The 17,835-nt window shown below is 37.1% G+C and carries 17 protein-coding genes, 2 tRNA genes and 1 riboswitch; of the genes, 9 read left to right on the forward strand and 10 right to left on the reverse strand.

The features are described 5' to 3' along the window. Positions 1–75 precede the first annotated feature (75 nt). The 6 genes from B0185_RS02880 to B0185_RS10295 are packed head-to-tail and all read right to left on the reverse strand — an operon-like array spanning position 76 to position 5,614. Positions 76–1,326: a type I restriction endonuclease subunit R, EcoR124 family gene (locus tag B0185_RS02880; RefSeq protein WP_005706321.1), complete on the reverse strand. Its 1,251-nt coding sequence runs from the start codon at positions 1,324–1,326 to the stop codon at positions 76–78. After that, positions 1,323–1,478, reverse strand: coding sequence for a hypothetical protein (locus B0185_RS10215; protein ID WP_157778885.1), 156 nt, complete (start codon positions 1,476–1,478; stop codon positions 1,323–1,325). The genes B0185_RS02880 and B0185_RS10215 overlap by 4 nt, the downstream gene beginning before the upstream one ends. Before the next feature lie 20 nt (positions 1,479–1,498). Beyond that, a complete protein-coding gene (locus B0185_RS02885) occupies positions 1,499–2,848 on the reverse strand; it encodes a DUF6161 domain-containing protein (protein ID WP_005706282.1) in 1,350 nt (449 codons plus the stop codon). A gap of 19 nt (positions 2,849–2,867) precedes the next feature. Continuing rightward, positions 2,868–4,055 (reverse strand): restriction endonuclease subunit S, encoded by a 1,188-nt coding sequence (locus tag B0185_RS02890; RefSeq protein ID WP_005706266.1) that lies wholly within the window; start codon positions 4,053–4,055, stop codon positions 2,868–2,870. Beyond that, positions 4,055–5,293 (reverse strand): type I restriction-modification system subunit M, encoded by a 1,239-nt coding sequence (locus B0185_RS02895; protein WP_005706353.1) that lies wholly within the window; start codon positions 5,291–5,293, stop codon positions 4,055–4,057. Before B0185_RS02895 ends, B0185_RS02890 begins: the two co-directional genes overlap by 1 nt. 21 nt (positions 5,294–5,314) lie before the next feature. Then, positions 5,315–5,614: a type I restriction-modification system subunit M N-terminal domain-containing protein gene (locus B0185_RS10295; protein WP_005706340.1), complete on the reverse strand. Its 300-nt coding sequence runs from the start codon at positions 5,612–5,614 to the stop codon at positions 5,315–5,317. Between the two features lie 363 nt (positions 5,615–5,977). Between B0185_RS10295 and B0185_RS02900 the strand changes: the two genes are divergently transcribed. The 3 genes from B0185_RS02900 to B0185_RS02910 all read left to right on the forward strand — a co-directional run bounded on the left by B0185_RS02900 (position 5,978) and on the right by B0185_RS02910 (position 8,278). After that, the gene (locus B0185_RS02900) at positions 5,978–6,268 is read left to right on the forward strand and encodes a hypothetical protein (RefSeq protein ID WP_143413714.1); all 291 of its coding nucleotides are present in this window, start codon (positions 5,978–5,980) and stop codon (positions 6,266–6,268) included. A gap of 113 nt (positions 6,269–6,381) precedes the next feature. Continuing rightward, complete coding sequence (locus B0185_RS02905; protein WP_039863168.1) at positions 6,382–6,585, forward strand: helix-turn-helix transcriptional regulator; 204 nt, start codon at positions 6,382–6,384, stop codon at positions 6,583–6,585. Further along, complete coding sequence (locus B0185_RS02910) at positions 6,557–8,278, forward strand: tyrosine-type recombinase/integrase (protein WP_158077817.1); 1,722 nt, start codon at positions 6,557–6,559, stop codon at positions 8,276–8,278. The genes B0185_RS02905 and B0185_RS02910 overlap by 29 nt, the downstream gene beginning before the upstream one ends. Before the next feature lie 83 nt (positions 8,279–8,361). Here B0185_RS02910 and B0185_RS02915 read toward each other — a convergent pair. Together B0185_RS02915 and B0185_RS02920 are read right to left on the reverse strand one after the other, a co-directional pair. Next, positions 8,362–8,435 (reverse strand) — tRNA-Cys (locus tag B0185_RS02915). A 15-nt stretch (positions 8,436–8,450) separates the two neighbouring features. After that, a tRNA-Gly gene (locus B0185_RS02920) sits at positions 8,451–8,526 on the reverse strand. Between the two features lie 275 nt (positions 8,527–8,801). Further along, a riboswitch (Lysine riboswitch) is annotated at positions 8,802–8,996 on the forward strand. Between the two features lie 81 nt (positions 8,997–9,077). Here B0185_RS02920 and lysC point away from each other — a divergent pair. Then, complete coding sequence (gene lysC / locus B0185_RS02925; RefSeq protein WP_005706075.1) at positions 9,078–10,427, forward strand: lysine-sensitive aspartokinase 3; 1,350 nt, start codon at positions 9,078–9,080, stop codon at positions 10,425–10,427. Positions 10,428–10,486: 59 nt separating this feature from the next. On the opposite strand, the gene B0185_RS02930 is transcribed toward lysC, so the two are convergent. After that, complete coding sequence (locus tag B0185_RS02930) at positions 10,487–11,083, reverse strand: SanA/YdcF family protein (RefSeq protein WP_039863118.1); 597 nt, start codon at positions 11,081–11,083, stop codon at positions 10,487–10,489. A gap of 279 nt (positions 11,084–11,362) precedes the next feature. Here B0185_RS02930 and metX point away from each other — a divergent pair, with 279 nt between their 5' ends. The 5 genes from metX to hflD all read left to right on the forward strand — a co-directional run bounded on the left by metX (position 11,363) and on the right by hflD (position 16,549). Continuing rightward, entirely contained in the window at positions 11,363–12,433 is a 1,071-nt protein-coding gene (metX, locus tag B0185_RS02935; RefSeq protein ID WP_039863112.1) for a homoserine O-acetyltransferase MetX, read from the forward strand. A 99-nt stretch (positions 12,434–12,532) separates the two neighbouring features. Then, entirely contained in the window at positions 12,533–13,543 is a 1,011-nt protein-coding gene (gene purR / locus B0185_RS02940) for an HTH-type transcriptional repressor PurR (RefSeq protein ID WP_005706064.1), read from the forward strand. A 9-nt stretch (positions 13,544–13,552) separates the two neighbouring features. Continuing rightward, positions 13,553–14,149 carry a DedA family protein gene (locus B0185_RS02945; RefSeq protein ID WP_005706083.1) on the forward strand — a complete coding sequence of 199 codons (597 nt, stop codon included), beginning with the start codon at positions 13,553–13,555 and terminating at the stop codon, positions 14,147–14,149. Positions 14,150–14,220: 71 nt separating this feature from the next. Next, complete coding sequence (gene cydC, locus B0185_RS02950; protein WP_005706076.1) at positions 14,221–15,888, forward strand: heme ABC transporter ATP-binding protein/permease CydC; 1,668 nt, start codon at positions 14,221–14,223, stop codon at positions 15,886–15,888. A gap of 25 nt (positions 15,889–15,913) precedes the next feature. Next, the gene (hflD, locus tag B0185_RS02955) at positions 15,914–16,549 is read left to right on the forward strand and encodes a high frequency lysogenization protein HflD (protein WP_005706074.1); all 636 of its coding nucleotides are present in this window, start codon (positions 15,914–15,916) and stop codon (positions 16,547–16,549) included. A gap of 76 nt (positions 16,550–16,625) precedes the next feature. Here the strand turns inward: hflD and B0185_RS02960 are convergent, their stop codons facing one another. Beyond that, positions 16,626–17,798, reverse strand: a complete 1,173-nt coding sequence (locus tag B0185_RS02960) for a sugar transporter (RefSeq protein WP_198429616.1) — start codon at positions 17,796–17,798, stop codon at positions 16,626–16,628. Positions 17,799–17,835 lie beyond the last annotated feature (37 nt).

The raw sequence follows: 17,835 nt of genomic DNA on the forward strand, positions 1-17,835 counted from the left end.
AAATTGAAGTAAAGCATAGCCCAAAAGGTTATCCAATTATGCTATCGGCAAGTTTATTAAAGGCAGAACCTTGCATTACATACCCACGTAAAACCTTTCAATAAAACTACGAGTTTTAGCAACTAAGCTATTAAATAGGCTTTCACGCTGGAATAAACCAACTTTAAAGTTTGGTAGCTCTTTCATTTCGTCTTGGCGAGGTAAACGTTTAGTATGTTGGTAATTTTCTAATAAAGCTCTAACATTAGTTTTATTTAAGTTTTCTGCTTCACAAAATTCATTGTAAGCTCGTTCACGCTCAGCATCCCAATAAGTTTGAAATGCTTCATTCACATTTGTTTTTTCATCAAAATGCGGCATGTTTTGATCAATAAATTTGGCAATTAGATCTTGCTTATTTTGTAGCGTGATTTCAGTTGCTAATAAATCGTAAACTTGAGCTTCATATTGTTTACGTTGCTCAAAATTTTTGGTTTTTGTAGCTCGTTGTAATAAACCTAAAATATAACCCACATTGATTTTATCCGAATGCAGTAATTCCAGCTGGAAATCCACATCATTTAGCACTGATACTTTTTGCTTTTTGACGTATTTATCCACTTTTCGGCGCAAATCAATGTATTTTGATGCAAAATTCGCATAATCTAACTTATTTAGAAAAGTTTCATCCTGATTATACTCACTAAATGTTAAAAGTTGAGTATTCAAACGCATAACTAAACGAAATGCCTTGATAAACTCAAGTTCATCTTCTTCGGTCAATAATTCATCTACACTTTCATACGTTGGCGTAATCTTGAGTAATGCTTCTACCGCTTGATTATATTCAGTTTTAATTTCATCAAACTCTGGCACAAGTACTATTGACTTAGCATCTTTATTAGAAAATAGCGATAATGCATCATCAATTGCTTGTTTTAAGTTACGGAAGCAAACTATATTACCAAATGGTTTTTTGTCGTTATACAAACGATTAGTGCGTGAAAATGCTTGAATTAAGCCATGATATTTTAAATTTTTATCTACAAATAACGTGTTAAGTGTAGGAGCATCAAAACCCGTTAGAAACATATTCACTACGAGCAATAAATCAATCTCTTTATTTTTAACTCTCTGCCCAATATCTCGGTAATAATCATAAAAACGCTCGCCTGAGTTAAAATTAGTGTTAAAAGTGCGGTTATATTTTTCAATATAATTATCGAGATGATCACGACTAGAAACATTAATTTGAACCGGCAAATCCGTACTTTCCTCACCGATTAAACCACTACCATCAGAAACAGCTTCATTTGCAGCATAACTAAAAATTGTAGCAATTTTCAAATCTGCAAAATGTTCGCCATTTTGAGTGGCCCGCTCTGCTTTTTCAAATTGAGCAATAAATCAACTTCATTTTTAATCGTAACCGTCTTATAGCCAGAGCTTGAAAGCTGAGCGATTAAAGCTTGTTCTAGTTGTTGTTCGGATTGATTCATTATTTTTCTATTCTAGAGCTTTACTTTTTCATTGCCTGTAAAATGTCAGATAGTGGCATCGTCGGTCCATTTTCATTAGCTAATAAACCCGTTTCAGTACGGCTAAACAAGGATTGTAATACTATATCTCTTGATTTTTCATCTATACCTTTTTCATTAATCAAGGACAAATATACATATGTTAACTGCTCTCTCTCTTGAGCATCTCTCATAAGATGCAATGCACTAAACGCTAATTTAGCGATCAATCTAACAAGATAAGTGTAAATTGCCAGTATAAAAACAACAATCCCCATTCTCGGAATGTTATAGGTTATATTGGCATTTGGATCTGACGAAAACCATGTATCCATAAACTCTTTGCCACAAATAAATAACAGAAAAATTGGGACTATAATAAACAATAAAGTCAATCCTTCGAACCATCTAGCCTGATTTCTAAAAGCTTTAGCTGAGGTACGCCAGTATTCAGCCGGCTTGGATAGTCGTAACTTATCTGCATAAGTTTTTTCCAGGATTTCGGCTTTAGCCTGTGTTACTTTTAATGTATTATCGCATTCTGTTAATATGCTCTTTGAGCTTTCATCGCAGTTTACTTTACAATTTTCAACATAATCTAATTTTTCTTGAAATTCTTTTGATGCTCCATCCTTCCATGATTCATATTCGGATTTAATATTAGATATTTCCTCTTCTAATAGATCTTTTCTGCTACCAAATTCAGTAGCAATTTTATCAAGCCTATTGCATCCAAACTCTTCCTTATTTACAGCCTTAACAGCCTCTATCAAACCATTAAAATTATTATAATTTAAATGTTCAATGCTAATTTTATTATCTAGAATATAGCTCAGAAATACATCTCCAGCTACATCTCCATACTGAGTTACACAACGGCAAAACTCTAGTGTAAAGAAATGCTTACTATACAACCACACAAGAGAAATTTTCCGCTCACCACTCAATAAATTTTTTAAGAGGTCGGAAAATCCATCTGACTTCCCTTTATTATATGCATCGATGAGAAAATTATCTTTTCCAAGGGTTTCATTTTTTGTTTTATTAACATCATCAAGATAAATTAAATTATTATTTATATTGTTTTTTATAGAAAAATAATCATCACTCTTATTTTTATCCAAATTATAAAACTCTTTACTTAACCACCAAAATTCTTTAGATAATAATTTTTTCATATCTAAGTTAGATAATAATTTATAATATTTACTTTCATGCGCAATATTATATTGAGCAGATATATTTCGCCAAAAGTCAATTTCTTCTTGCAAAAAAGACAGGAATTTATCAGTTTCGGAAAATGAAAACTCTTTTCCTGTATAATCTATTAAAGTAATCTTTTTTTCTTCCATAACCACATTCCCCCTAAGATTACACAAACATCTGTTGTAACAATCCTTTCTTCCACTCTTTAGCTAGATTTAATTGAGAAGATAGATTTTCAATTTTACATTCTAATTTAGTAATGAAATCAGCAATCTTTGCCTGCTCATTTAAACATGGCAATAATATCGGCATTTCTGTCAATACTGACAAAACAATGTATGGTGTATTACCTTCATTTTTTCCAATATTGATACGCTCTTTTAAAAAATGCTCTAAAAAAAACTTTACATAAATAATATTTTCTGTCCATTTTTCTAAAACATATGTTCTTTGATATGCATTAAATTTGCCATTATAATAGTGGATATACCCTACATTGGCACCGTTATCTGAAATCAATAATGCTTCTGAATCAAATGCAAAATTATCGATATGATAAAATTCTTTAGCACAGGTATAAAATCTATATTTTCCATTTTCGACCATCGCATTAGCATCAAGCTTCCCTGTTGTTATACAGCAAAGTTTTCCTAATTTCTTTTCTTCCCACTCTCCAAACTCTCCAAACTCTCCAAACTCTCCAAACTCTCCAAACTCTCCACCATTATCATCTTTAAATCTAATTTCTTGGTTAAAGATTTTTTGCATTACACCTTTTTTATATTGAATCATTAACTGATGTTGCTCATTTAGCTGAGAGATCTTTTCATCCACTGCAGTGAGAAAGTTTGCGATTTTTGTTTGTTCATCTAGAGTAGGAATAGAAATCTCTAATGGTTTTAGAACCTGCAAATTTATATTTTTCTGTGCATTTTGAGTGGCTTGAGAGTCCAAAGTCTTTTTCTTCAAATCTAATATATTCTTTAGAAAATATACATTTGAAAGATTTTCTCTAACTAAAATACCAACAATACTATCTGGGCAAGCAATAGAAAATTTAGTTATGGCAGGATCTCCAATATTTGCAGCAATAGTAATAAGTATAGTATTAGGAGGAAATAATTTACTTACAGTTAACCCTAATTCATTTAATGTTTGTGAATATTTTTCAAAAAAAATATCACTATTACTAATATCACCAGTTTGAACAAATGGGATATTTCCATTAAAGTATTTTGGATCATTACGAGGCCTAGCCGAAAATTTACCTCTTTCAACCTGGGCAACCTCTTCCAAAACTATATTTTTCCACTCTTGATTAAACTCTTTAAACCTTAACTTTGGTACTGCCATTATTTACTTCCTTCAAAAGGTGAAACAATACCTAACTCAGCACAATATCCTGCAATCACTTTGTCAGTTTGTTTAGCTTCTAATGAAAGAGCGGCCAATTTTTCAGAAATTTTTACAAGATCGATTTCTTCTTCCGCTTCAAAGGTGTCAACATAACGTGGGATATTTAGGTTAAAATCATTTTCTTCAATTTGACTGAATGGCACTACTTCCGCATATTTTGCAATGCTTTCACGTTTTTCAACCGCTTGCATAATTTTATCAATATGCTCCGGCAACAACACATTTTGTGTTTTTTGTTTTTCAAAGTCATTGCTAGCATCAATAAACAAAATATCATCACGCTTACGATTCTTCTTCAACACTAATACACAAGTTGGAATGCTCGTACCATAAAAAACGTTAGCTGGTAGTCCGATAATAGTGTCAATTGCATTTAAATTTTCAATTAGATATTGACGAATCACGCCCTCACTCGAACCTCTAAACAATACTCCATGAGGTAACACAACAGCCATAGTGCCATGCTCTTCTAATTGGTAATACATATGCTGCACAAATGCCATATCTGCTTTAGTTTTTGGTGCCAGCTTGCCATAACCTGTAAATCGAGGATCTTGTAAAAAATTAGGATCTGCTGACCAATTCGCTGAAAAAGGAGGGTTTGCTACAACGGCTTCGAAACGGTGTTCTAAATGTTGTGGACGAGTAAGCGTATCTTCTTGCTTAATATCAAAAGTAGCAAAATGAACATCATGCAAAATCATATTCATTCGAGCAAGGTTATACGTTGTGCGATTCATCTCTTGCCCAAAAATGCGATCAACATTTTTTACCTGGCGTTTAACTCTCAATAAAAGAGAGCCAGAACCGCAAGTCGGATCGTAAACTGATTTCAAACGGTCTTTACCGAGCGTAACCAAACGAGCCAATAAGGTAGAGACAGGCTGTGGCGTATAAAACTCCCCTGCTTTTTTACCTGCGCCACTCGCAAATTGTGCAATTAAATACTCATAAGCATCTCCTAGCACATCTTTTTCAGTATTAGTTAAATCAAAATCAATACCATCCAAATGGTTCAATACTTTGACAACTAATTCATTACGGTCATTTGCTGAATTTCCAAGTTTGCTAGAATTCAAATCCAAATCTTCGAATAATTTTGCAAAATCCTCTTCAGAATCTGTACCAAGTGTACTTCGTTCAATTGCTTTTAACGTTTTATCAAGGTCATCCAAAATAAATGAGCCTTGTTTACCTCATTCAGAAATAGTATGAAAAAGCTGGTTAGGAGTAAGTGAAAAGCCAACTTCGGCAATTGAATTTTTAGCAATTTCTGCAATATAGCGTTGATGCTCAGGATTGTTATCATCAAGCTCGGTGAAGCTGATACCTTCTCCATCAAGTAATTCATTAGCAAATTTCACCGCTTTGTCGGACAGGTATTTATAGAAAATGAAGCCGAGAATGTAATCACGAAACTCATCAGCTCCCATTTTGCCACGTAATTCGTTAGCGATATTCCAAAGTTGTTTGTGTAGTATTTGCTGGTCTGTCATAAATATTTGATAATGAATAAAGTTATGGGGAATTATAATCCGCGTAGCACTGAAATAAAAGGGTCAAGGGATATTCCCTTGCAAGTCCACAGCGATATCGCCGTGTGTACTTGCCCTTTGTCCCCCGTTTAGTCTTAAAATTGAGGAGCTAACTATGAGAGTCCCATATGAATATACCAGTACCAGACTAATAAACCAATTACATGCAAAGCATTATTAAAACCCTACTCACTAATTGATTGTGATGATTTTTCAAACTGGGGAAAACTTGGCTTGATTGTAACAATAGCTCTCTATATTCTTTCCCCAATTATTATTTTAACAATACGTTACCAACATAATGCCTTCATAACACATGAAACAGTGTTACTTCTTATCTTTGCTTTGATTGTAAATGTTTGGCTCTTAAGATGTGCAGTTGATTATTTTCTCAAGCTATATAGGCAAAATTTAGAAAATGCATTTAAGAATATGCCATCACCTTTAAAACTATTCAGAGTTATCAAAGGACTATTAAAATTTGCAAAAGAAAAAGGGGTTTCACAGGGTGAGCTCTGTTCATATTTATATGAAGAAGTTGCTAGTGAAGTAAAATGCAAAAAAACTACTATAGAAAAATGGTTTGCCATAGCAAATAAAATCAATAAGTTATAATTTCCCAAAAGTTAAAATTAAGCATTTGAAAAGACTTTTTGAATACTTCCACATAGGATTTCCTGCTGTAACAAGTCGTTACAAGTTAGTTCAACTTACTGCAGGTAATTATTATGGAACAAATCATTCAACCTACTGATAAATTTATTCGTAAATCTGAAGTATCAAAGCTGACAGGTTTATCTAGTACTTCTATTTGGCGATTATCTAAAACGGGAGATTTTCCTCAATCCATTAAGATTGGGGGATATTCTGTTCGATACTCTTTAAATGAAGTTCTAGCCTGGATTGAATCAAAAAAATCTACAAGGGGGTAATATGAGTATTCAAAAAGCCCCTTTTTATGAATACCAACTGAAAGATCCCTTTGATGAAACTTTTATTTTAGCAGGCACGCTAGCATGGAATAAGCTCTACCATGAAATGCTTTCTGATTGTCTATCTTTAGATAAAACCAAAAAATTTATCATTTTAGGTGATGAGCAACTAGAAAAACTGCCAAATTTACGGATTGTGCGGCAAGAAAAACGAGCAGCTAAAGTGATCCAACTTGGTGAGTTAAGCAATATTCACATTTCATTGATTTGCCAAAGTATTGCGACCCTTTCTGATGTTTCAACATTGGTTCTATTGGATGATACTCTATCTATCAAAGAAAATTTAAGTGATTATCTTAAACGTATTCGTGATGGTCAGACTATTCAATTTGCAGAAATTGAGGCCTCAGTAAAATTTAATGAAGCTGATGTTCCAAAACTCTTTCTAGAACATTCAAAGGAGCACTACTCTTATAACAAAGAAACCAAACAATTTTATTGTTATGAACAAGCTATTTGGAAACCTATTGACGAATATCAATTAACCTCTAGGTTAATTTCCTTTCTTAAAACAGTTAAAGCCAAATACACTAAAAAACAGCTAGATAATTATCTTAGCTTATTAAGATACGATGTTCCTCTTATGCAAACATCCAAGCGTGATTTAATCGGTTTTTCGGATATAGTCATTGACCGGGTAACTGGTGAAATATTGGAGCATAGTCCTGATAATTGGCTTTTTTCTGTTCTTCCCTTTCCTTATCAAAATAAACAGCAAGAAAGCCCCTATTTTAATAGATGGCTAAACTTTACTTGTGATAACAATGAGAATAAAAAATCTGTTTTACTCGCCTTGTTGTATATGGTTCTGAGTAATCGCTACGACTGGCAGCTCTTTATTGAAATTACAGGGGAAGGTGCAACAGGAAAATCAGTATTAACCGATATTTGCATGCAGATGGTTGGCTTAGATAATGTCATTTCTCTGAATCTTAACAATCTTGATAATCCCAAAGAACGTTACCCTATAAAAGATAAATTACTGATTATTTGTCCCGATCAACCTAGTTACAAAATAATAGGTTCTGGGCTAAAAGCTATTACAGGGGGAGACCTTATTCGGGTCGAACCCATTTTCTGGAGTTTGCTCACAGCTGTTCGCCCTGCAGAAGTGGTTAGCGTAGAATGGAGTGAAATTGATTGGGAAAATTGTGTTTGGCATATTCCCAAAGAGAAAATGAAAGGCAGACAAAATGAGAAGAAACCGCATACTGTTCCGCTTTGTAAACAGGCGATTTGGGTATTAGAAGAAATGAAAAAATGGAATGGTACTTATCCGTTCGTTTTTGCTCACAGCTTACGCCCAGATAAAGAACCTATGAGCAGTGAAACGGTTAATAATGCGTTAAAGCGGAACGGTTATCACGGCATTTTGACTTCACACGGAATAAGATCGATAATCCGAACCTACTTAGCCGACATTGGCATTGAGCGAAATACAGCTGAAAAAGTCCTTGCTCATAAAATTGATGATTCACTTGAGGCCACTTACAACCGCCACGATTACCTCAAACAACGCATTCCTGTAATGCAGAGATGGGGAGACTATCTTGAACAATGCGGACTTACTCACGATAAAATCACACACACTAAAGCACATACTATTCTTGATTGTTTAAATGCTTTTCCGTGAGTTCTCAAGAACTTATAAAATAAACAAAGTTATTGATTTATATAGAGTTTTAGGCTTTTAAGATGTTCTGTGAGTTTGAATAATGGAGGCGTGTACCGGAGTCGAACCGATCTACATGGATTTGCAATCCAGTGCATAACCGCTTTGCTAACACGCCATAAGATATGAAATATGGAGCGGGAAACGAGGCTCGAACTCGCGACCCCGACCTTGGCAAGGTCGTGCTCTACCAACTGAGCTATTCCCGCATTTGAGGTGTTGTGCTTAATAACGAGGTGCATTTTACGGATTATGAACTTCTTGTCAATGATAAAAATAAAATATTTCACTAACAGCATAAAAAAAGACCTTTTTGTGCGTTTTTTATAACTTTTGAAGCAATTTCGGCTTCAAGTCACCGCCTTTTAAAAAATTATTAAATTATATTTAATAAAATGATTGCTCTCTAAATTAACTTCCTGTAAGCTTAAAAAAATATAAGTATAGCTTATGCTTATTAGATAAATACATTTGTAAGTAAATATCTATAAAGAGAGGTGCAACACTCAGGCAGATTAATTCTAGGCAACTAGGGCCGTTTGACGATTAATTGATGGGAGTGCTTGCCGAGGTGTGAATTCACTAGACTGGAATGAACATCGGCTAGGTCAGGTTGAATCCTACTAGCTGTCATTTAAATCTCGTTTAAAGCGATTTTAAATGGAGTGCTCTGAGGAATGGCTCGCCCACAAATCTACTCAATTTCCTTTCGAATCACTAAAATCACAACATCATCCCTTAATAATAGGAAATTTTTATTATGTCTAAACTTTCTGTAGCTAAATTTGGTGGTACAAGTGTCGCTAATTTCGAAGCGATGTCATTATGTGCAAATATTGTAACTCAAGATCCAAACACTCGAGTGGTAGTATTATCTGCCTCTGCAGGTGTAACCAACTATTTAGTTGAGCTCGCAAACGGTTGCGAGAAGGAACGTCGCGATGAAATCATCGAAACTGTTCGCACAATTCAATATAACATTATCGAAAAATTACAACATCAATCAGAAATTTCAGCTCAAATTGATAAATTATTAGCTCGCATTGAAGCTCTTGCCGAATCAGCAAGCCTTGCTACTTCAACTGCACTTGCGGATGAACTCATCTCTCACGGCGAGATGATGTCTACTAAAATCTTCACTCAATTATGTGCAGAACGTAACTATCCTGCTGTTTGGGTCGATGTGCGTGAAATCGTGGCGACGAACAGCCACTATGGTAAAGCAGCACCAAACGATGAAAAAACCAAATTACAATCTGATACAATTTTAAAACCGCTTATTGCAGAAGGTAAAGTAGCAATTACACAAGGCTTTATCGGTCGTGATGCCGAAGGTAAAACTACTACATTAGGTCGTGGTGGCTCAGACTACTCTGCTGCACTTTTAGCAGAGGTATTAAACGCAGATGATGTGTTAATCTGGACTGACGTACCAGGCATCTACACTACAGATCCTCGCGTTGAACCAAATGCAAAACGTATCGATACAATGGCATTTAACGAAGCGGCTGAAATGGCAACCTTTGGTGCGAAAGTACTTCATCCTGCAACCTTATTACCTGCTGTGCGTAGTAATATCCCGGTATTCGTTGGTTCAAGCAAAGCACCAGAACAGGGCGGTACTTGGGTAACGCGTGATCCACAACCTCGTCCAACTTTCCGTGCAATTGCTTTACGTCGTAATCAAACCTTGCTCACACTTTCAAGCCTTTCAATGCTTCACGCTAAAGGTTTCTTAGCAAATGTGTTCGCAATTTTAGCAAAACACAACATTTCTGTAGATGTGATTACCACATCAGAAGTAAGCATCGCATTAACATTAGATAAAACAGGTTCAGCTTCAACAGGAGCAGAAATGCTTTCTCAAGATTTATTAGATGAATTAAGAGAACTCTGCCACGTTCATGTAGAAAACGATCTCGCTTTAGTCGCCATTATTGGTAATAATCTACACACCCAAGCTGGTGTGGCAAAACAGTTATTCCACCAATTAGAAGGTTTTAACATCCGATTAATCAGCTATGGTGCAAGCACAAATAACGTTTGCACCCTTGTGAAAAATGATGAAGCAGATAATGTTGTACGTGCATTACACGCTGGAGTTTTCTAATCTTTTTTAGAGAGTTAAGAAAATGAGATAGACTAGATATTAGTCTATCTCATTTATTTTTATCTCACTTCTTTTCCTTTTTCTAAAGTTTCAGGCTGCCTATCTAGTATATAATCCAATACCATGCCCGCTCGTGCAAAAAACTCTCTTATTCGCACTTTAAAATGTCCTTCTGGATATTTTGCGACAAAACAAACCGAATCAATATTTCTTGTTTTCGCTATAAACATCGCTCGTTCACAATGAAAACGCTGACTAACCACTACAAATGGTGGTAATCGAAATACTTTATCAGCTCGAATAACCGAATCTAAGGTGCGATAACCTGCAAAATCTTGCTGAATTTGCACCGCTTGCACTCCCTGTCTTAGGAGATCATTCGCCATTACCCGTGGTTCATTATAGTAAGGTGTTTTGTTATCGCCACTAACCCAAAGTTGTTGTACTTTTCCTTGTTTAATCAAGTCTCGTGCAGTTTCAATCCGGTATTTATAATAGAGATTGGGTGCACCTGTAGTGTAATATTTCGCAGTGCCAAGCACCACTGCTGTCCGATAATTAGGTAGTTTATTGATGTCAGTATAAATACGATCTCGCACCCAATAGCTTGTTGTAATATCAATTACGATCAGCAAAAAACTCAGTGCAATAAGCATCCAAAACCCATATTTTAAGGTAACCCAAAATGTTTTTTGAACAAGATCTAAACGAGCTCTAATGATGTTATTTTGGAATAGGTTAAACATAATCAATCACAATTTATAATGGCTTAAACCGATTTTATTGAACTCACTTTAAAATAACAAGTTATAGATTAGCTTTCTAGACGTTTAGATGGCTAAAATTTCTTGACAAACTACCCTGCTATCGCTACCTTACGCATATTTCATCTCGCAAGCGGTAAAATTCTGCTTTATTTTGCAAATCAAGGTTATATGGCACAAAGTATCACATTATTTGAGGATAAACCTCTCTCATTGGCACTCGGGGGCGAGCTTTCGCCTGTTCAGGTGGCATACCAAACCTATGGCACATTAAACGCAGAAAAAAACAATGCAATACTACTCTGCCACGCACTCACAGGCGATGCAGAGCCTGCACTTTCTGGTATGGATAAAGGCTGGTGGCAAGATTTTATCGGCCCAAATCTTGCATTTGATACCAATAAATACTTTTTTATTTGCTCAAATGTTCTCGGTGGCTGTAAAGGCACAACAGGGCCCTCTTCACTCCATCCGAGCACTGGGAAACCTTACGGCAGCCAATTTCCTCTCATCTTGGTGCAAGATATTGTAAAAGTTCAAAAAGCCTTGATTGATGCATTAGGTATTTCCCACTTGCACGCAGTTATCGGTGGCTCTTTCGGTGGTATGCAAGCCACCCAATGGGCGATTGATTACCCTGATTTTATTGATAATGTTATCAATCTTTGCTCTTCGCTTTCAATGAGTGCCGAAGCTATTGGTTTTAACCACGTGATGCGTCAAGCAATCATTAACGATCCACATTATAATAACGGTGATTATTACGATGGTATAGCCCCCGACAATGGCTTAAAAATTGCTCGAATGTTAGGAATGCTAACCTATCGAACCGATATACAGCTCGCCAAAGCATTTGGACGTGAAACCAAGCAAAATGGGCAATTCTGGGGCGATCATTTTCAAGTAGAATCCTACTTAAGCTATCAAGGTGTGAAATTCTTAGATCGTTTTGATGCCAACAGCTACTTACATTTATTACGTGCATTAGATCTTTATGATCCTGCATTTAATTATCCAAATTTAAATACCGCTTTAGCTAAAATTAAAGCAAATTATACCTTAATTGCGATTACTAGCGATCAGCTTTTCAAATTGCGAGATGTACAAAAAAGCCGCCAGCAATTACAAGATGCAGGAGTAAATTTAAACTATCATGAGCTTAACTCAAACTTTGGGCACGACTCATTCTTGGTTGATTATGCTTTTTTTGAGCCATTGATTAAGCAAGCACTGAATGGGTAAACAACACGTCAATTATGTAAAGAAATCGTTTTCCTATCACTAAAATCGGAAATTTTCGCTATAATAGAGCGTTAATTTTTATTTTTAGAGACAAATATTATGGCAACAATTAAAGATGTAGCGAAATATGCAGGGGTTTCAACAACTACTGTTTCACACGTCATCAACAAAACCCGTTTTGTCGCAGAGGATACCACCAAAGCGGTGTGGGATGCAGTACAAGCCCTTAATTATTCCCCAAGTGCCGTAGCACGTAGTTTAAAAGTGAACACGACCAAATCTATCGGAATGATTATTACCACAAGCGAAGCCCCATTCTTCGCAGAAATTGTGCTCGCAGTGGAAGAGCATTGTTACCGCCAAGGCTACTCGCTTTTTTTGTGCAACACGCAGAATAACCCAGAAAAAATCCAAAACCACTTGGATATGTTGATCAAAAAACGCGTAGATGGCATTTTGGTTATGTGTTCAGAATATACCGAAAAATCACTTGCACTATTTAATGGCACAAACGTACCAATGGTAGTAATGGATTGGGGTACGCATGATGGCAAAAGCGACCGAATCTTAGATAATAGCTTCGAAGGCGGTTATTTGGCGACTCAGCATTTAATTGAAAACGGTCATAAAAAAATTGGCGTAATTGCAGGAAATTTAGAAAAAACGACCGCTAGAACCCGCTTTGAAGGTTTCTTAAAAGCGATGAATGATGCGGGTTTGCCTATTGAAGACAAATGGATTGTCGAGGGCGATTTTGAACCAGAAGATGGCTATGAATGTATGAATAATCTGTTCCGCTTAGAAGAATTGCCCACTGCGATTTTCTGTTTTAATGATGTGATGGCGTTGGGGGCAATTTCAGCAATTACCGAACGAGGACTTTCTGTACCTAATGATATTTCCATTATCGGCTACGATAATATTCACAACTCACGTTTTTACGCCCCACCATTAACCACTGTGCACCAATCAAAATCAAGATTAGGCACAAAGGCGTTGGATCTGTTATTAGAGCGAATTAAGAAAGAAGAAACGGCAGCTTTACCACAAACACTTGAGTTTCACCCTGAGTTAGTGAAACGTCATTCAGTCAAAAACATAAATAGATAAGGAAAGGTAATGGAATTTTTAATTAGCTTTTTTAGTAGTTACGGTTATTGGGCAGTTTTCCTCGTGTTAATCGCCTGCGGATTTGGCGTGCCAATTCCTGAAGATATTACCCTTGTTTCAGGCGGGGTTATTTCTGGTTTAGGCTACACCAACGTACATTGGATGTTAGTCGTCAGTATGCTTGGTGTATTGATTGGCGATAGCACAATGTATTGGCTTGGTCGCATCTACGGAGAAAAAATCCGCCATTTTCCACTTATTCGTAACATTATTACCGAAGATCGCTACAAAATGGTGCAAGAACGCTTTGAAAAACAGGGCAACCGCCTCTTATTCTTAGCCCGTTTTTTACCTGGTTTACGTGCAGTGGTTTATTTAGTTTCAGGCATTACTCGCCGCATTAGCTTTACCCGCTTTGTGTTAGTGGATTTCTGTGCGGCAATTATTTCCGTACCTGTTTGGGTGTATTTAGGTGATTACGGTGCTCAACAATTAGACTGGTTAAAAGAACAAGTAGAACACGGTCAACACACCATTTTTGCTGTGCTTGGTTTAGTGGCTATTTATTTTGCCTTTAAGTGGTTTAAAGGACAGAAGAAAAAATAACATCCCCCTACTTAGAAAAGAAAGACTTTTATTATTTAACTTACGAACAATATTGTTATCTATACAACAGAATGAAACTACTTTTCCCATTTCTTTCACTTTATAGCAATCACTCCAGACGTTTGTTGCTAGGCACTATCCTAGCCATTACAAGCCTTTCCGCCAGTATTGGACTGCTCAGCCTTTCGGGCTGGTTTTTAGCCGCCTCATTTTTAGTCGGTTCAACGATTTTATTTAACTTTTTCTACCCCTCTTCAGGAGTGCGTGGCTTAGCGATCGGACGGACAATCTCGCGCTATTTCGAACGCCTAGTCACGCACGATGCCACATTCCGAGTGCTTGCGGAACTGCGTATTTCCGTCTTTAAAAAACTTATCCCTTTGAGTCCAAGCGGTCTAAATCACTTTAGAAATAGCGAATTGCTAAACCGTTTAGTCGCAGATGTAGATACGCTCGACACTCTTTATCTCAACTTACTCTCACCATTTATCAGTGCAATTATGGTGATTACCTTTATGGCGATCGGCTTATCGTTTGTCTCTGGTTTATTAGCAGTAATTATCTGCGGCACATTGCTTGCCCTACTTTTCATTTTTCCTGCCATTTTCTATCGTTTAGGGCAGAAATCGGGCAAAAAAATCATTCAAGCACGGGCAGAATATCGCAGTCAATTTATTGAGTGGGTTCAGCTCAATGCGGAATTTTTGCTCTTTGGCTTAGTTCCACAAATGACCGAAAAGCTTGAAAAAACCGAACAAACTTGGCTACATTCACAAAGTAAAGAGAGCCAATTAACGGGCTTTTCAAATGCACTGCTGACCTTTATAAACGGCACCTTAGTGTGCGTAGTGTTTTTATTGGTTACTACTGCGATTAACGCTTCAAGTGCAGATAACCCTGAAGCCCTTGTGGCACTGGTTATTTTCTGCGTGATGGCATCAGCTGAAATCTTAATGCCTATTGGCATTTCATTCTTGCATTTAGGTCAGCTCATGACGGCAGCCGAACGCTTAAATGATCTGATTGAACAACGCCCACTTGTAGAGTTTAATGGCTCAACCAGATGGCAAAAGATTGCTGAAAATCAACCGCTTGTACGTTTTGAAAAAGTCACTTTCAGCTACCCTTCAAACCATCAAGCTACATTAAACGGCCTTTCATTTGAAGTAAAAAAAGGGCAGAAAGTGGCTATTTTAGGCAAAACTGGCAGCGGAAAATCAACCATTTTCCAGTTGCTTAATCGTCATTACGATCCAACAAGCGGTCAAATTTTGCTGGCAAATTGCAACGTGGCTGATTACTCTGAAGCAACATTAAGATCACATTTAGTAACACTTAGCCAACGTGTACACATTTTCAGTCAGACATTACGTGATAACCTCTTGATGGGAAATCCTCAAGCAACCGATGAGCAACTTAAATTGGTTTTAGAACGGGTGGAGCTTGCTTATCTCTTACAAGAACAAGACCTAGATTTATGGCTTGGAGAAGGTGGAAGACCGCTTTCTGGGGGTGAACAACGCAGACTGGGATTAGCTCGCGTGCTCTTGAGCAATGCAGAATTAGTCTTGCTTGATGAACCGACCGAAGGGTTAGATCGCGAAACCGAGCAACAGATCTTAATGCTTATTTTCGCACACTGCCAAGCACGCACGTTGCTGATGATTACCCATCGTTTGCAAGGATTAGAACGCTTTGACCGTGTTTATCGAATAGATAATGGGCAATTATTGGCTTAATTTTATTTAATAGATCAGAATTTTTATGACAAAAAACTACCAAGATATTGCAGTTGCATTTGCTGCGACCTGTCAAGCAGCGACATTAGTACAACAATTTGCACACAAAGGTTTCGCAAAAGACCGCGAAGATATGGCAATACTGATGAAAAGCTTGCTTGTGACTCAACCTGATTCTACGCTTTCTATCTATGGCGATGATTTGACACGCCTTAAAACAGGTATAGAAACCGCACTGGCTCAACTTGGCGGAGGCAATGGCAAACTCGATACCGAAATCGGACGATATTGGGTAAGCCTGTTATCACTTAGCCAAAAACTAAATAAATCGCCAGAATCTAAAACTCAACTTGTACAACGTTTGCAACAAATTGAGCGACAACTTTTGCTTTACGAAGGCGATATTATGGCAGACCAAATGGTGGCTAATCTTGCCGCCATTTATAGCGACGTGATTAGCCCACTTGGCACAAAAATCCACGTATTAGGTATGCAAGATTACCTCGTTCGTCCAGATATTCAGCAAAAAATCCGAGCCACTCTACTTGCGGGCATCCGTGCAGGTATTCTCTGGCAACAAGTTGGGGGAACTCGCTGGCAATTTTTGTTTTCACGTAAGAAATTGTTAAATCAAATGAAATCGCTTTATCAAATACTTTAACTCTATTAACAAATCCCCGTTTTAAATTATCAAATTAGTTAATGGGGAATTTAACTTAGTTATCTAGGACAGCCCCTTATTTTTTCACAAACTTCACCGTAATAAACCCAAGCCAACACAATGCCAATATCCCGAGTCCACCACCTATTAGCCCGATGTATTCCAAACCTAACTGATGAATAACGATACTGCCGAACAGTGCACCTGCTCCAATGCCAACATTATAAATTCCTGAGTAAATGGCAGAGGCAACATCCGTCGCATCGGGGGCAAGTTGGAGTACACGCATTTGTAGTGCGATACTCAAACTGGTAATGCCAATTCCCCATAAGAATACGAGCAAGAAAATAGCAATTTCAAAATGCTTAAGCGGGAAAAGAAGAAGTTGCGGGAGCATCACTAACATCATCGCACAAGCGATAAATTTTCGTGGATTTTTTGTATATAAACGCCCAAATAAAAAACTGCCCACCACTCCAGCTAAACCAAAAATAAACAACATCATTGTTGCAATTTCAGGAGCGAACTGGCTGACTTTAATAGCAAAAGGTTCGATATAGCTGTAAGTGGTAAAATGTCCTGAGATAATCATCATCACAAGCAGATAAATCCCAACTAAAAGCAGGCATTTCATCAACACAGGAATGCTTGCCAATGAGCCTGCGTTTTTACTTGGCAAATGAGGGAGCAATTTCCACATTAACAGCATGACCAACGTTGCAATAATACCAATTACAGCGAAAGTGGAACGCCAATCCAATGACTGCCCAATCAGTCGCCCTAGCGGTAAACCTAAAATCATCGCCAGTGAGCTACCTAATGCCAACAGCCCCAATGCCTGTTGTTTTTTATCTTTCGGTGCAACTCGAATCACGAGTGAGGCGGTAATCGACCAGAAAATGGCGTGTGCCAAAGCAATACCGATCCGAGAGATGAGCAATACCCAGAAATTCCACGCTACCACGGAAAGAATATGGCTGACAATAAAGAGAGAGAAAATCGAAAGCAGTAATTTCTTGCGTTCTACCTTTGCGGTAAGTAACATCAACGGCAACGAGCCGAGAAACACCATCCACGCATACACGGTAATCATCAGCCCAACAATTGCGGTTTCCATCTCAAAACTTAGAGCGATATCTGAAAGTAGAGCCACAGGCACAAACTCTGTCGTGTTAAAAATAAATGCGGAAAGCGAAAATGCAAAAACCCGCATTAACGCGAGTTTTCGATAAGATTGTTTGGTCATCATCATTAAATCCTAAAAATAAAGCGGTCAAATTTCTCAT

The sequence above is a fragment of the Haemophilus parahaemolyticus genome (genome assembly GCF_002015035.1).
In the GTDB taxonomy this organism is placed as follows: Bacteria; Pseudomonadota; Gammaproteobacteria; order Enterobacterales; family Pasteurellaceae; genus Haemophilus_A; species Haemophilus_A parahaemolyticus.

Excerpts from the sequence above, each read along its gene's own strand:
- B0185_RS02960 (WP_198429616.1), bottom strand. The coding sequence starts at position 17,798 with ATGATGACCAAACAATCTTATCGAAAACTCGCGTTAATGCGGGTTTTT.
- B0185_RS10215 (WP_157778885.1), bottom strand. The coding sequence starts at position 1,478 with ATGAATCAATCCGAACAACAACTAGAACAAGCTTTAATCGCTCAGCTT.
- metX (WP_039863112.1), top strand. The coding sequence starts at position 11,363 with ATGGCACAAAGTATCACATTATTTGAGGATAAACCTCTCTCATTGGCA.
- purR (WP_005706064.1), top strand. The coding sequence starts at position 12,533 with ATGGCAACAATTAAAGATGTAGCGAAATATGCAGGGGTTTCAACAACT.
- hflD (WP_005706074.1), top strand. The coding sequence starts at position 15,914 with ATGACAAAAAACTACCAAGATATTGCAGTTGCATTTGCTGCGACCTGT.
- B0185_RS02945 (WP_005706083.1), top strand. The coding sequence starts at position 13,553 with ATGGAATTTTTAATTAGCTTTTTTAGTAGTTACGGTTATTGGGCAGTT.
- cydC (WP_005706076.1), top strand. The coding sequence starts at position 14,221 with ATGAAACTACTTTTCCCATTTCTTTCACTTTATAGCAATCACTCCAGA.
- B0185_RS02930 (WP_039863118.1), bottom strand. The coding sequence starts at position 11,083 with ATGCTTATTGCACTGAGTTTTTTGCTGATCGTAATTGATATTACAACA.
- lysC (WP_005706075.1), top strand. The coding sequence starts at position 9,078 with ATGTCTAAACTTTCTGTAGCTAAATTTGGTGGTACAAGTGTCGCTAAT.
- B0185_RS02885 (WP_005706282.1), bottom strand. The coding sequence starts at position 2,848 with ATGGAAGAAAAAAAGATTACTTTAATAGATTATACAGGAAAAGAGTTT.
- B0185_RS10295 (WP_005706340.1), bottom strand. The coding sequence starts at position 5,614 with ATGACAGACCAGCAAATACTACACAAACAACTTTGGAATATCGCTAAC.
- B0185_RS02890 (WP_005706266.1), bottom strand. The coding sequence starts at position 4,055 with ATGGCAGTACCAAAGTTAAGGTTTAAAGAGTTTAATCAAGAGTGGAAA.
- B0185_RS02905 (WP_039863168.1), top strand. The coding sequence starts at position 6,382 with ATGGAACAAATCATTCAACCTACTGATAAATTTATTCGTAAATCTGAA.